This is a genomic window from Shewanella zhuhaiensis, from assembly GCF_022484835.1.
Classification (GTDB): Bacteria; Pseudomonadota; Gammaproteobacteria; order Enterobacterales; family Shewanellaceae; genus Shewanella; species Shewanella khirikhana.
Window position 1 is genome coordinate 265805 of sequence record NZ_JAKUDL010000005.1, and the last position, 13932, is coordinate 279736.

Genomic DNA, 13932 nt, shown 5'->3' on the forward strand with positions numbered 1-13932 from the left:
CAACATGCCAGCACGGGGATATAAGGACTTTGCGATGAGCATCAACACCCTAAATTCGACCCCCGCCGCCGATGGCTTCACCATGCCAGCCGAGTGGGCACACCAGCAGGCTGTTTGGATGATCTGGCCCTATCGCACCGATAACTGGCGCGAAGCCGGTCGCTTCGCACAGGCGACCTTTGCCAAGGTGGCCGATGCCATTGGTGGCGCCACCCCCGTGTTTATGGGTGTGCCAGCCGAGTTTATGGATAAGGCCCGCGCCATAATGCCTGCCCACGTGACCCTGGTTGAGATGAACAGCGACGACTGCTGGGCACGCGATACAGGCCCGACAGTGGTTACCAACGCCGCCGGCGAGTGCCGCGGTATCGATTGGGGCTTCAATGCCTGGGGCGGCCACAAAGGCGGCCTCTACTACCCCTGGGATCAGGATGAGAAAGTGGCAGCCCAAATGCTGGCCCAGCACGGCATGGACAGATACGCAGCGCCGCTTATCCTCGAAGGCGGCTCCATCCACGTGGACGGCGAAGGCACCTGTCTCACCACCGCCGAGTGCCTGCTTAATGAAAACCGCAACCCGCATCTCAGCAAAGAGCAAATCGAAGCCTATCTTCGCGACTATCTTGGCGTAACCAGCTTTATCTGGCTGGGTGACGGCGTTTACATGGACGAGACCGATGGCCACATCGACAACATTTGCTGTTTTGTCCGCCCCGGCGAAGTTGCACTGCACTGGACCGACGATGTGAACGACCCGCAGTACGAGCGCTCTGTTGCCGCGCTCAAGGTGCTGGAAGCCGCTGTGGATGCCAAGGGCCGCAAACTGAAGGTGTGGAAGCTGCCTCAGCCAGGCCCGCTGTACTGCACCGAAGAAGAGTCTGCCGGCGTTGAGAGCGGCACCGGCGTGCCACGCGAGGCCGAAGGTCGTCTGGCCGGTTCCTACGTGAACTTCCTTATCACCAACGACCGTATCGTCTACCCGCTTTTGGACGAAGCCACCGACGGTGAAGCTCAGCGCATTCTGGAAGACATCTTCCCTGAGCATAAAGTTATCGGCGTGCCTGCCCGTGAGATCCTGCTTGGCGGTGGTAACATCCACTGCATCACCCAGCAGATCCCATCCGGCAAATAATCGGCCTGTTTATTCACCTTTTCGGAGTTACCCGTATGTTCGAAGTAACCGAAGTATCCATTGCCGAGCTGCGCGGCGCGCTCGAATCCGGCCGCACCACGGCGGTCGAGCTGGTTAAAGCGTATATTGCCCGCATTGAAGCCTATGATGGCCCAGGTACCGACACCAAACTCAATGCGGTGGTGGTGCACAACCCCGATGCACTGAAAGAAGCCGAAGCATCCGATGCGCGCCGCGCTCGCGGCGAGACCCTGGGGCCACTCGATGGCATCCCCTACACCGCCAAAGACAGTTATTTGGTGAAGGGCCTCACCGCCGCCTCCGGCAGCCCGGCCTTTAAAGATTTGGTTGCCCAGCGCGATGCCTTCACCGTGGAGCGTCTGCGTGCCAATGGCGCCATCTGCCTTGGCAAAACCAATATGCCCCCCATGGCCAATGGCGGCATGCAGCGCGGTGTGTATGGCCGCGCCGAAAGCCCCTACAACGCAGCTTATCTCACTGCGCCCTTCGCCTCCGGCTCATCCAATGGCGCCGGTACCGCCACCGCCGCCAGCTTTTGCGCCTTTGGTCTTGCAGAAGAAACCTGGTCCAGCGGCCGCGGCCCTGCTTCCAACAACGGCCTGTGCGCCTACACCCCGTCCCGCGGCGTGATTTCGGTGCGCGGCAACTGGCCACTGACCCCCACCATGGACGTGGTAGTGCCCTACGCCCGCACCATGGCCGATTTGCTTGAGGTGCTGGATGTGGTAGTTGCCGACGATAGCGAAACCCGCGGCGATCTGTGGCGCATGCAACCCTGGGTAAGCATCCCCAAGGCCTCACAAGTGCGCCCCGAGTCTTATCTCACCCTCGCCTCAAGTGCCGATAGCCTTAAAGGCAAGCGCTTTGGTGTGCCCAAGATGTTTATCAATAAGGATGAACTCGCCGGCACCAGCGAAAACCCGGGTATTGGCGGCCCGACCGGTCAGCGCATTCATACCCGTGACTCTGTGATTGCCCTGTGGGAGCAGGCCCGAGCGGCGCTGGAAGCCGCCGGCGCCGACGTGATTGAAGTGGACTTCCCGCTGGTGTCCAACTGCGAAGGCGACAGACCCGGCGCGCCAACCGTGTTCAATCGCGGCATAGTCACCCCTGAGTTTTTGCACGACGAGTTGTGGGAGCTCTCCGGCTGGGCCTTCGATGACTTTTTGCGTGCCAATGGCGACCCCAAGCTTAATAAGCTTGAGGATGTGGATGGGCCGAAGATTTTCCCCCATGACCCGGGCACCCTGCCAAACCGCGAGGGCGACCTTGCCGCCGGTATGGATGAGTACGTCAACATGGCCAAGCGCGGCATCAAGCCGTGGAATGAAATTGCCACTGTGCCCGACGGTCTGCGTGGGCTTGAGAAGACCCGCAAGCTGGATCTGGAAGACTGGATGGATGCGCTTAAGCTGGATGCCGTGCTCTTCCCCACCGTGGCCGACGTGGGCCCTGCCGATGCCGATGTGAACCCGGCTTCTGCCGACATCGCCTGGAGCAACGGCGTTTGGGTCGCCAATGGCAACCTCGCCATCCGTCATCTGGGCGTACCCACTGTGACTGTGCCCATGGGTGTAATGGCCGATATCGGCATGCCTGTGGGTCTGACCTTTGCTGGCCGCGCCTATGATGACAATGCGCTCCTCAGTGTCGCCTCGGCATTCGAAGCCACCGGCAATAAGCGTAAAGTGCCTCCGCGCACGCCACCGCTGGCATAACAGGGTTTCCGGGCAAGAATGATCGCCGGACAACACACAAAAGCCACCTTGAGGTGGCTTTTTTATTGTCGCCGAATTAGGTTTGGTATCTGGGGGTGTTATGCATTGCGACGACCAATCAGACAAAGGATGGATTTGTCTCTCTTGTGGTTTAAATCACAACAAACCATTGTCTTATAAAGGATAACATCTTACTTACCACATGCATTACAGCCCGAACGGGGCAGACAGGGAAGCAACTATGACTGACATTCTTTTGGGGGGAAACGGCAAGGCGCAAGTTTCACTCGATGCGGCCATGGCCAACCGCCATGGGTTGATAGCGGGCGCCACAGGTACAGGCAAAACCATCAGCCTGCAGGTATTGGCCGAATCCTTCTCCAATCTGGGCGTACCCTGCTTTCTGGCCGATGTAAAAGGGGATTTGAGCGGCCTTGCAGCAAGCGGCAAAGCCAACGACAAACTGCAAAGTCGCTGCCAGCAGATTGGCATGGAGATGCCCGCCTTCGCCGCTTGCCCCGCCCTCTTTTGGGACATCTTCGGCAAGCTGGGCCTGGGTGCCCGCACCACCATCAGCGAGATGGGGCCATTGCTGCTCTCGAGTCTGCTGGAACTTAACGACACCCAAACCGGCGTGCTCTACGGCTGTTTCGACTATGCCGACGAGCAGGGGCTGTTGCTGCTCGATTTAAAAGACCTGCGCGCCCTGCTATCGTTTATGGCCGATAACGCCAAGAGTCTCTCGGGTCAGTACGGCAATATTAGTGCCGCGTCAGTAGGCGCCATTCAGCGCCGACTGTTGGTATTGGAAGAACAAGGGGCCGAAAACTTCTTTGCCGAACCGGCGCTGGAGCTTGCCGATTTGATGCAGACCGATTTCTCCGGCAAAGGCGTGGTAAGCATTCTCGATGTCACCACCCTTATCCATCAGTCACCCAAACTCTACGCCACCTTCCTGTTCTGGCTACTCTCAGAGCTGTTCGAAACCCTGCCGGAACAGGGTGACGCCGACAAACCCAAGCTGGTGCTGTTTTTCGATGAGGCGCATCTTTTATTCGATAACGCCCCCAAGGTGCTGGTCGATAAAATTGAGCAGGTGGTACGGCTTATCCGCTCCAAGGGCGTGGGAGTGTTTTTTATCAGCCAAAGCCCGATGGATATTCCCGAAGCCATTCTTGGACAATTGGGTTGCCGCATTCAACACGCACTGCGCGCCTTTACCCCCAAGGATAAAAAGAGCGTTAAGGCGGTGGCCGATAACTTCCGCCCAAATCCGGCCTTCGCCACTGCTGAGGTAATAACCGAGCTGGGCACAGGCGAGGCGCTGGTGTCGGTACTGGACGCCAAAGGCAGCCCGACTCAGGTGGAACGCATTTTGATGTGTCCACCGGCAAGCCGCATTGGGCCCCTGACCCAGGAAGAACGTACCCAACTGCTGCAACGCTCGCCACTTGCCGGCAAATACAAAGAGCTGGTTGACCGAGAGTCGGCCTTCGAGCTGCTATCCAAACGCCGTGAGCAAGCCGAGAAAGACGAGCAGCAACAAGCGCAAGCACAGCAGCAGGCCAAGAGTGCCAAAAAGCCCGCCAAACGCAGCGACTCGGCCACTGAGACGTTTTTCAAGAGTCTGGCGCGCACCTTTGGCACCAAGCTTGGTCAGAGCCTGGTGCGGGGGATTTTAGGGTCACTCAAGCGCTGATTAAGTCAGGCTTCAGCAAGCATCAATAAGCTTGGCGCATCAACAATTTGAGGGTATCTGATGCTGCTTGCCTGTTTTATTGCTGCCATTGCGGTTATCAAGAGTTCACTGATGGGCCTCGGTGGGCTGGCGCTGATGCTGTCGCTGCTCGCCTGGGTGCTGGTGAAATCCGGAGTCACAGGGCTGGCACCGGCGCTGAAGCAGCGCTTTGGCCGCTTATTTGCTCTGGGCGCCCTGCTGCATACGGCCGTGTATATGGCGCTGGTTGCCAAGCTGTTCTTTATTGAAGGCTTTGAAGATATCCCGGCCTTTTTATTAAGCCACCTGCTGCTGCACCACATTGTTTGTGCCATCATCGCCGGGGTGCTGACCCTGTTTACCGTAGGGGTGTATCTGCATTATCGCGAACACAAAAAAGCACAGCCCCTGTGACCTCACTATAACGCCAGTGCCAACTGGGCGCTGGTATCGGTTTCAGCTTCCTGACTCGCCAAACCTACCGAAATTCCCACCAGACGAATACCCCGGCCTTCGGCCCGTAAAAAGGCCTGCGATAACAGCGACTCAAACAGCCGTACCGAAGGTTCATCGGCACGGCTTTCAATGGTGGTCTGGCGGAAATCATCAAACTTAAGCTTCACCACCAGCTTATTCAGCCTGCGCCCGGCGCCACTTCTGCCCAGACGGCGATTGAGCTCGGGGATCAACGATGCCATCACCTCACGGCATTGGGCCTCAGTATGCAGGTCTTTGGGCAGCGTGGTTTCCACCCCGACGGATTTACGCTCACGGTGAGACACCACTGCGCGCTCATCCCGGCCGTGGGCCCGCTCATACAGCACAGCACCAAACTTGCCAAAATGCTGCGCCAACACTGACGCAGGCAACTGTTGCACATCATTGCAGTTCTTAAGCCCCATGGCCGCGAGCCGCTCTTCGGTCACCTTGCCTACCCCGGGAATTTTGCCAAGGGGTAGCTGGCGAACAAAGTCCATCAGGGTATCCGGCGTCACTACATACTGGCCATTGGGTTTATTAAGATCCGAGGCCACCTTGGCAACAAACTTCACCGGCGCCACCCCGGCCGAAGCAGTCAGGCCAGTTTCCCGCAGAATATCACCACGGATAGCTTCGGCGATGCGGGTCGCAGAGCCCTGATGCAACTTGCAGTCGCTCACATCCAGATAGGCTTCATCCAGCGACAGCGGCTCAATCAAATCGGTGTAACGGCCAAAGATTTCCCGGATTTGCGCCGAGACCTCCTTGTACACCTCCATACGACCGGGGCGCAGAATAAGCGCCGGACACAGTTTAAGGGCATAGGCGGTGGCCATGGCTGAGCGAACACCAAAGGCGCGGGCTTCGTAATTGCAGGTGCTGATCACCCCGCGGCGGTCGCGACTGCCACCCACAGCCATCGGCTTGCCCCTGAGTTCGGGAAAGTCCCGCATCTCCACCGCAGCGAAGTAGCAGTCCATATCGATATGTATGATTTTTCCCATTGGCGAGCTACAAAAAACACTGTATATAAAAACAGTACCAAAAATCCATCCAATAAAAAAGCGCCCGCAGGCGCTTTTTTAAGGTTGGCTGCAGATCAGATCCTGAACTGGCCAATGTTACGGGACAAGGAGCGGGTCATGTCCTCGAAGGCTTTGAGGCTGCCTGAAAGCTCCTGACTGGCGGCGTGGGACTCATCAGACAACCCGCGCACCGTTTCCACATTGTGGGCCACTTCCTCTGCCACCACGGCCTGCTGGCCCACAGCCACAGTGATTTCAGTGGTTTGCTGCATAATCGCTTCAATAGCCTCGGTGATCTGCACCAGCGAAGTTTGCACCTGCTCGGTGAGTTCCTGACCGCGTCTGGCATCGGTCACCCCGGCCTCCATCACTGACTCGGCACTCATGGCGCTTTGCTGCAGGGTTTGGATAATGCCTTGAATATTGGCGGTGGAATCCTGGGTGCGCGATGCCAACGTACGCACTTCATCGGCCACCACCGCAAAGCCGCGCCCCTGTTCACCGGCCCTGGCCGCTTCGATGGCGGCATTGAGTGCCAGCAGGTTGGTTTGCTCAGCAATGCTGCGAATAACGCTGAGCACTTCACCGATTTTTTCAGAGCTGCTTCTGAGCTCTTTAATCACCCCGGCCGCTTCCACCACCCGATTGGAGAGCGTTTCTATCCCCTGCGTGGCCTCAGTGACAATCAGCTTGCCATCGTTGGCCTGGCTCTGGGCTCGCTCGGCAAAATCGGCGCTGCGTTGACAGTTTGCCGCCATCTCCTGACTGGTGTGAGCCATTTCAGTGGCCGCTGCGGCCACTGAGTCGATTTGCTGCTTTTGACGCGAGACCGCACCCACCGCCAGATCGCAAATCTTACGGGCCTCCACAATGCCATCATCCACATCCCGGGTCAGTTCACGGGTTTCCAGCAGCATTTGCTGTACCTTGGCGGCAAAGCGATTGAAGGCATCGGCCATCTGACCAAGCTCATCCTCGCGCTCAAGCTCAATCCGGCGCGACAAATCCCCCTCCCCTTTGGCCATGTCTTCCATAGCGCCAAGCAGCGAGCTTAGTTGTCTTCGAAGCGGCAACAGCAGCAGCCACACGGTGATACCCACCAGCAGAATAATGCCCAGCGCCATCCAGCAGGCGTTCCAAAACGCATCCCGCACCGGCGCTTCAATCACCTCGTGGGGCAGCATAAAGGCCAGATGCCATTTCTGCTTGGGGTAATCGCCGCCCACTTCCACAAAGGCAACCCGCTGGGCTTCACCGCGATATTCCACCTCGGCAAAACCACTGGCCTGGCGGCGCATCTGCTGGCCTAAAGCCGCAAAGCCGTCGCTGCCATTTTTGTCCACGTTCTGGATCAGCGAGCCTGGCGGGAACGCCTGATTAAAGCCGGGGAAATACACAAGCTTGCCATCGTCCGTCATCAAAAATGCCTGCCCGGCACCACGGTATTTGATGGGGGCCAGCAGGGTTTTACCAATGGTATCGATAAGAATATCCATGCCGCCTATGCCAATCAGCTGACCGTTGGCGCCGAATACCGGGGTTTTTACCGTGGCGGAAATGGAGCCGTCATTGGCATCCACTGCCGGATCGCCCACGAACAGGCCGCCCTTGTCCAGCGCTTCCTGCCACCATGGACGCTTATTGGTGTAATAGTTGGGGTCGCCGTCGTAACGGCCGTTCAGGTCGAAATATTCGAAGGTATTGGCCGAGCCGAAAAATACCGACTTAATGTCAGCATCCCGGTCCGAGAAGAATCGGAAATAGGCAACGATATCCTGATAAGTTTTTTCAGCGCTAATCTCACTGCCACGGGCCCGATACTGACTGAACCAGCCAGTCAGCCCAGGCTCGGCAAATACCGAATGGATAACCTGACCTTTGGCCTCAAAATAGCCTCGGATCTCGCGGCTTTTGAGTTCCATCAGCGCGTTGATATCGCCGTCGATGGTCGCGCGGGTTGATTGGCTGGCATCCCGAACCAGAAAGGTGGCGACCAGAGCCAGCAACACCGCCAGCGCACCAACCAGAGTCAGCACCAATTGCAGACTCAAAGAGCGTTTAATATGTCCCATGAAATGACCCTTTGCACTGAGGAAGGCAATCGCAAGTCGGGTGGGTAAGCGCTGACAACGAGCACGGCGCTCGAGGGTCACAGCACTCCCACGGGCCCTGGTGGCCTTCCCTTATTCTAAGTGGGCAAAATAGCAGTCAAATCTAGCAACAATCGCCAACACATAACAGCAAATAATCAATGAAATTAGTTAAATAAGCGACAACAGCGGCCGCTTTGGCCGCTGTTGGTTTGATATGCTGCACTCAATTACAAATGCCAGCAGCTTTCTCCAAAGTCAGTGACTGCCCCGGAAAAAGCGAGGAGTAAACTGCATGGGCGCAGAATAACCTTTAAAAATGAGTGGCAACTACATCTTGGATTGCAGGTAGTTCTGCAGCCCTATCTTGCCAATCAGCCCCAACTGCTTTTCAAGCCAGTAGAGATGGTCATCTTCGGTTTCTTCAAGTAGCTGTTCCAGCAACTCACGACTGACGTAGTCACCTTTGGCCTCGCACAGGGCGATGGCGCTTTTCAGATTGCCCGCCACCTTGTACTCATACGCCAAATCGTTTTTCAGCATCTCTTCGACGTTGCTGCCGATATTAAGCTTTTCACGGCTGGCAACATCGGGGGTACCTTCCAGAAACAGGATACGTGACACCAATTTGGCGGCGTGCTCGCGCTCATCGTCCGATTCATGGGCGATACGCTCATAAAGCTCGTTCAGTCCCCAGTCTTCGTACATGCGCGCATGGACAAAGTATTGATCCATTGCGGATAACTCACCGGTGAGCAAGCTGTTGAGCACGTCTATGACTTCCTGATTACCTTTCATATTGCCCTCCTTTAATCGTCCATTTGCGCCTGGAGATAATTCTGTATGCCGGTCAGACGGATAAGCTCAAACTGAGACTCAAGCCAGTCCAGATGCTCTTCTTCGTCTTCGAGGATCTCTTCCAGAATGTCACGGCTGACATAGTCCTGTGAGGCTTCACAGTCGGCAATGGCAGCGCGCAGCAGCGGCAACTGTTCTTCCAGCATGGTTTTGTCGCAGCCAAGCATCTCTTCTGAGTGCTCGCCGATACGCAGCTTGCCGAGCGCCTGCAAATTGGGCAAACCTTCGAGGAATAAAATCCGCTCGATAAGCTTGTCGGCATGCTTCATGTCTTCAATGGATTTTTTGTAGTCTTTGCTGTTGAGCTTTTCCAGCCCCCAGTTTTTGAACATACGGGCATGGAGAAAATACTGGTTGATGGCAGTAAGCTCGGCGGTCAACACCTTGTTGAGATGGCTTACCACGTTGGCATGGCCTTTCATAAGCAGTCGTCCCAGGTTGATGAAAGTTTGATCTATATCAAAATTCAAACCTAGTACAACTGGAAGGCTGAATCAACTTTTTCTTTAATATCAATTACATACTAAAGACAATCATTCTCATTGCGTTTATGCTTTAGCCCCTTGTCAGAACAACTCAATATCGTCATCAATATGGGGCGGCAACAGGTCACCGTGACTGATAAGTTGATGATAAAACGCCCATTGGTTGCGGCCGTTCTCTTTGGCAAAATACAGCGCCTTGTCGGCTTTCATCAACACAGAGACCGGATTGTCCTCAAGATTGAGGGCGGTAATTCCAATCGAAAGGGTGACAGGGCCTGTCTTCTCATGGCGGATGTTGGCGGCCCCGGCCAGCAGTTGCCGGCAGATGTCTTCGACCTCTCGCTGGGACTTGTTATCCAGCAGCACCACAAACTCATCGCCGCCGAAACGGAACAGTGCATCGTCGGCACTGAAGCATCTATGCATTACCTGGCTGATTTGCAGCAACACTTCGTCGCCATAGAGGTGACCCAGGGTATCGTTGATTTTCTTAAAAAAATCAATGTCGAAGGTCAACATCCAGAAATAAGGTGCCCGGCGGGTTTCGCTGCGGATACAGGTAAACAGGTGAAACAGCCTGGCATCGTAGGCCTTGCGATTCAAAAGCCCGGTGAGGCTATCGGTCTGGCTCTCCTGCACCACGCGGGCGAAGTTCTCGTAAATCCGCGAAAAGGCTCTGAGCATGGTGAGCTGGGTATCATCGGGGTCGATATCGTTAATCAGCAGTACCTTGACCACTGTGTCGTTCATCTTGATGGGCAGAGCCACCTTGCAGGGCGTTTGAAGGTCGCACAGCACCAGTTCGCCGCGATCCACGCAGGCCTGCACACACGGCGGCAAAGGATCCATCCCCAAGGTAAAGCCAGAGGAGGACAATAGCTGCGGAAAGTGGGGTAACTCGCCCACATTAATGACCGCCACCTGGCTGACCCCCATGGTTTGCTCTATGGTGTCTATCAGACTGGTGGCCAGCGACAGCAGTTGCCGCTGCTCAGTAATGGAGGCGACTGAGTTGAGAAGATGCTCGGGTGCCGAACTCATGGCTTCTCCTTGGCGCTGATGGCAACCGGATCCTGAAACCAGATCCTAAAGCCTGAGTATAGACAGCAACCCCGGCCGCCAGCCAATAAACAAACAGAGCGCCCGAAGGCGCCCTGCTGATAAGAGTCTGTATTGGCAAACGAGCGTGAGTCGTCAGATGATCCTGTCTTTTGCCAGCTTTTCCTTGCGAGCCTCTTCCTCTGCCATTTTGGCCTTGCGTCGGTCGCAAGGGTCATCGCAGTCACAGGCCTTTTCGATGCCAATGGCACCCAGGCCACCGCAACTACCGGCAACGGCTTTCTTCTTGATGATGTAACCAATCGACATCAACAGAAAAAACACCATCAATACCGCAAAGGCCGCGATAAAGGTACTCATACTTCACTCCTGAGTGGACTTAACGAAGGGCAAAAACGCGTCGCTGTAGTGTACCACAAACTCTTCGCCCTGCTTCTCAATCAGCATTATCGCCAGCCCGTGCTGTTTGGCAAGTTCCAACGACGCTTCTGTGCCCAGCACCATCATGGCGGTGGCGAGACCATCGGCGGTCATGCAGCTTGGGTGCAGCACAGTAACCGACGCCAGAGTGTGCTGAATAGGGAACGCGGTGCGCGGGTCAATCAAGTGGGAAAAGCGCTTGCCGTCTTCTTCAAAGTAGTTGCGGTAGTCACCTGAGGTGGCCATCCCCATATTGCCGGGCTCAATCACCTGAGACACAGCGCGGCCTTCGGCCTGGGGCTTCTCTACCGCAATACGCCAGGCGCTGCCATCAGCCTTGGTGCCCTTGATGCGCAGCTCGCCGCCGATTTCTACCAGATAGCCCTGGGGCTGATACTTATCCAGCAAGGCAGCAATCACATCGACGCCATAGCCCTTGGCGATGGATGACAGGTCCACATATAGATGAGCGTTATGCTTATAGAGGCGGTTACCTTCGATACTGATGTTGTGGATACCGGTGCGGCTCTTGGCCTCGGCAATTTCTGCCTCGGTTGGCGAGTGGGTTGGTCGCTTGTCCGGACCAAAACCCCAGATATTGACCAGAGGGCCGAGGGTGATATCCAGCGCGCCGCCGGTAAGGTCGTACAGACGCATGCCTTCGCGGATCACAGTAATGGTGTCGTCAGAGACCTGTACGCCCTGCTCCAGTGGCAGTTGATTGAAACGGCTCAGCTCTGAGTTGGGGCGATAGGTCGACATCTGGTCGTTCACCCGCTCCAGTGCCAAATCGATTTCGGCCTGCAGCAGCTGGCTTTGTGGCAGCTTGTCGTTGGGGACAACCTTGATGTTGTAGGTGGTGCCCATGGTGCTGCCCGACAGGGAAACCACTTCGGGCGCTTTAGCACAAGCTGAAATAAAAAAGGCCAGCCCGACAAGGACCAGCCAGTTTGAAAAGGTCTTTTTCATTGGGACCTGCATTCTCGTGAGTTCTTGATATTTGGCCCCCACCATCAGCAGGGGCCAATTCCATTAACCGCCGAAGTCGTCCAACAGGATGTTTTCGTCTTCAACGCCGAGATCTTTGAGCATGGCGATCACTGCCGCGTTCATCATTGGAGGTCCACACATGTAGAACTCACAATCTTCCGGCGCTTCGTGGTCTTTCAGGTAGTTCTCGTACAGAACGTTGTGAATGAAGCCGGTGTAGCCATCCCAATTGTCCTCTGGCTGAGGATCGGACAGGGCCACGTGCCACACGAAGTTATCGTTTTCAGCTGCCAGACCGTCGAAATCTTCTACGTAGAACATTTCACGCTTGGAGCGGGCACCGTACCAGAAACTCATCTTACGCTTGCTCTTAAGACGCTTGAGCTGGTCGAAGATGTGTGAACGCATTGGCGCCATACCGGCACCACCACCCACGAATACCATCTCGGCATTGGTGTCTTTCGCGAAGAATTCACCGAATGGACCAGAGATAGTAACCTTGTCACCGGCCTTCAGGCTCCAGATGTACGAAGACATCTTGCCACATGGCAGGCTCAGGTTACGTGGTGGAGGCGTAGCGATACGCACGTTCAGCATGATGATGCCGAACTCTTCCGGATAGTTGGCCATGGAGTATGCACGAATGGTAGGTTCGTCAACCTTGGACTCCAGCTTGAAGAAGCCAAAGTGTTCCCAATCGCCACGGTATTCTGCAGGAATATCGTAGTCAGCATACTTAACATGGTGCGCAGGGGCTTCAATCTGGATGTAACCACCGGCACGGAAAGGTACTGATTCGCCATCAGGGATGCCGAGCTTGAGTTCCTTGATGAAGGTCGCCTTGTTATCGTTGGAGATAACAGTACATTCCCACTTCTTGATACCGAAGATTTCTTCTTCCAGTTCAATCTCCATGTCGGTTTTCACGTTAACCTGACATGCCAGACGACAACCTTTCTTGGCTTCACCCTTGGAGATGTGATCCAGTTCGGTAGGCAGAATATCGCCACCACCAGACTTCACGTGCACACGGCACTGACCACAAGAGCCACCGCCACCACAGGCAGAAGATACGAAGATACCGCTGTTGGCCAGGGCACCGAGCAGCTTGCCGCCAGCTTCGGTGGTGATGGCTTTTGCGGGATCATCATTGATACCGATGGTGATATCACCGCTTGATACCAGCTTGGACTTGGCGAACAAAATCACCAGTACCAACACCAGTACGATGGCGGTAAACATACCAACGCCCAGAAAAATATCTAAATTTTCCATTAACTAATCCTTAGAAGGCTTAACCGATGAGCCTTCTTGAGGTGCCCCTTACAGGGACACACCAGAGAACGACATGAAACCCAGAGCCATCAGACCGGCAGTGATAAAGGTAATCCCCAGACCACGCAGACCATCAGGTACATCGGCGTACTTCATCTTCTCACGGATACCCGCCAGCAGTACGATGGCCAGTGCCCAACCGATACCAGAGCCGATACCATAAACCAGCGATTCAGGCAGGTTATAGTCACGCTCAACCATGAAGGCTACGGCACCGAAGATTGCACAGTTCACAGTAATCAACGGCAGGAAGATACCCAGCGCGTTGTACAACGGTGGGAAGTACTTATCCAGCGTCATCTCAAGGATCTGTACCAGTGCAGCAATAACACCGATAAAGGTGATGAACTTCAGGAAGCTCAGGTCAGCCTCAGGAACACCGGCCCAGGCCAGAGCGCCAGGCGCCAGAATGCCCTGATAAATGATTTGGTTAGCAGGTACTGAAATCGCCAGTACCACGATAACGGCAACGCCCAGACCCATGGCTGTTTTTACTTTCTTGGACACAGCCAGGAAAGTACACATACCGAGGAAGAAGGACAGGGCCATGTTTTCAATGAAAACAGAGCGGATTAACAGACTGATATAATGTTCCATTGACC

Annotated in this window: 13 protein-coding genes; 4 read left to right on the top strand and 9 right to left on the bottom strand. The window is 55.4% G+C overall.

The annotated features are described in order from the left end of the window. Positions 1-34: 34 nt before the first annotated feature. The 4 genes from aguA (at position 35) to MJ923_RS15155 (ending at position 5002) form a co-directional block, all read left to right on the top strand. Positions 35-1132: an agmatine deiminase gene (aguA, locus tag MJ923_RS15140; protein ID WP_240591818.1), complete on the top strand. Its 1098-nt coding sequence runs from the start codon at positions 35-37 to the stop codon at positions 1130-1132. Positions 1133-1167: 35 nt separating this feature from the next. Then, positions 1168-2871, top strand: coding sequence for an amidase (locus tag MJ923_RS15145; protein WP_240591819.1), 1704 nt, complete (start codon positions 1168-1170; stop codon positions 2869-2871). Positions 2872-3112: 241 nt separating this feature from the next. Continuing rightward, positions 3113-4570, top strand: a complete 1458-nt coding sequence (locus tag MJ923_RS15150; RefSeq protein WP_240591820.1) for a helicase HerA-like domain-containing protein — start codon at positions 3113-3115, stop codon at positions 4568-4570. Positions 4571-4630: 60 nt separating this feature from the next. Next, positions 4631-5002: a hypothetical protein gene (locus tag MJ923_RS15155; RefSeq protein WP_240591821.1), complete on the top strand. Its 372-nt coding sequence runs from the start codon at positions 4631-4633 to the stop codon at positions 5000-5002. A 5-nt stretch (positions 5003-5007) separates the two neighbouring features. On the opposite strand, the gene dinB is transcribed toward MJ923_RS15155, so the two are convergent. The 9 genes from dinB to nqrE all read right to left on the bottom strand — a co-directional run bounded on the left by dinB (position 5008) and on the right by nqrE (position 13927). Next, positions 5008-6072, bottom strand: a complete 1065-nt coding sequence (dinB, locus tag MJ923_RS15160) for a DNA polymerase IV (RefSeq protein WP_240591822.1) — start codon at positions 6070-6072, stop codon at positions 5008-5010. Positions 6073-6167: 95 nt separating this feature from the next. Continuing rightward, the gene (locus MJ923_RS15165) at positions 6168-8165 is read right to left on the bottom strand and encodes a methyl-accepting chemotaxis protein (protein WP_240591823.1); all 1998 of its coding nucleotides are present in this window, start codon (positions 8163-8165) and stop codon (positions 6168-6170) included. Between the two features lie 348 nt (positions 8166-8513). Beyond that, a complete protein-coding gene (gene bfr, locus MJ923_RS15170) occupies positions 8514-8981 on the bottom strand; it encodes a bacterioferritin (protein ID WP_126167696.1) in 468 nt (155 codons plus the stop codon). Positions 8982-8992: 11 nt separating this feature from the next. Next, complete coding sequence (gene bfr / locus MJ923_RS15175) at positions 8993-9463, bottom strand: bacterioferritin (protein ID WP_126167697.1); 471 nt, start codon at positions 9461-9463, stop codon at positions 8993-8995. Positions 9464-9607: 144 nt separating this feature from the next. Continuing rightward, positions 9608-10567: a GGDEF domain-containing protein gene (locus tag MJ923_RS15180; RefSeq protein WP_240591824.1), complete on the bottom strand. Its 960-nt coding sequence runs from the start codon at positions 10565-10567 to the stop codon at positions 9608-9610. Between the two features lie 153 nt (positions 10568-10720). Then, positions 10721-10945, bottom strand: a complete 225-nt coding sequence (gene nqrM, locus MJ923_RS15185; protein WP_126167699.1) for a (Na+)-NQR maturation NqrM — start codon at positions 10943-10945, stop codon at positions 10721-10723. A gap of 3 nt (positions 10946-10948) precedes the next feature. Further along, the gene (locus MJ923_RS15190; protein WP_240591825.1) at positions 10949-11974 is read right to left on the bottom strand and encodes an FAD:protein FMN transferase; all 1026 of its coding nucleotides are present in this window, start codon (positions 11972-11974) and stop codon (positions 10949-10951) included. Between the two features lie 63 nt (positions 11975-12037). Continuing rightward, positions 12038-13270 (bottom strand): NADH:ubiquinone reductase (Na(+)-transporting) subunit F, encoded by a 1233-nt coding sequence (nqrF, locus tag MJ923_RS15195; RefSeq protein WP_240591826.1) that lies wholly within the window; start codon positions 13268-13270, stop codon positions 12038-12040. A 48-nt stretch (positions 13271-13318) separates the two neighbouring features. Next, positions 13319-13927, bottom strand: coding sequence for an NADH:ubiquinone reductase (Na(+)-transporting) subunit E (gene nqrE / locus MJ923_RS15200; protein ID WP_126167702.1), 609 nt, complete (start codon positions 13925-13927; stop codon positions 13319-13321). Positions 13928-13932 lie beyond the last annotated feature (5 nt).

Excerpts from the sequence above, each read along its gene's own strand:
- MJ923_RS15165 (WP_240591823.1), bottom strand. The coding sequence starts at position 8,165 with ATGGGACATATTAAACGCTCTTTGAGTCTGCAATTGGTGCTGACTCTG.
- bfr (WP_126167696.1), bottom strand. The coding sequence starts at position 8,981 with ATGAAAGGTAATCAGGAAGTCATAGACGTGCTCAACAGCTTGCTCACC.
- nqrF (WP_240591826.1), bottom strand. The coding sequence starts at position 13,270 with ATGGAAAATTTAGATATTTTTCTGGGCGTTGGTATGTTTACCGCCATC.
- aguA (WP_240591818.1), top strand. The coding sequence starts at position 35 with ATGAGCATCAACACCCTAAATTCGACCCCCGCCGCCGATGGCTTCACC.
- nqrE (WP_126167702.1), bottom strand. The coding sequence starts at position 13,927 with ATGGAACATTATATCAGTCTGTTAATCCGCTCTGTTTTCATTGAAAAC.
- dinB (WP_240591822.1), bottom strand. The coding sequence starts at position 6,072 with ATGGGAAAAATCATACATATCGATATGGACTGCTACTTCGCTGCGGTG.
- nqrM (WP_126167699.1), bottom strand. The coding sequence starts at position 10,945 with ATGAGTACCTTTATCGCGGCCTTTGCGGTATTGATGGTGTTTTTTCTG.
- MJ923_RS15190 (WP_240591825.1), bottom strand. The coding sequence starts at position 11,974 with ATGAAAAAGACCTTTTCAAACTGGCTGGTCCTTGTCGGGCTGGCCTTT.
- MJ923_RS15180 (WP_240591824.1), bottom strand. The coding sequence starts at position 10,567 with ATGAGTTCGGCACCCGAGCATCTTCTCAACTCAGTCGCCTCCATTACT.
- MJ923_RS15150 (WP_240591820.1), top strand. The coding sequence starts at position 3,113 with ATGACTGACATTCTTTTGGGGGGAAACGGCAAGGCGCAAGTTTCACTC.
- MJ923_RS15145 (WP_240591819.1), top strand. The coding sequence starts at position 1,168 with ATGTTCGAAGTAACCGAAGTATCCATTGCCGAGCTGCGCGGCGCGCTC.
- bfr (WP_126167697.1), bottom strand. The coding sequence starts at position 9,463 with ATGAAAGGCCATGCCAACGTGGTAAGCCATCTCAACAAGGTGTTGACC.
- MJ923_RS15155 (WP_240591821.1), top strand. The coding sequence starts at position 4,631 with ATGCTGCTTGCCTGTTTTATTGCTGCCATTGCGGTTATCAAGAGTTCA.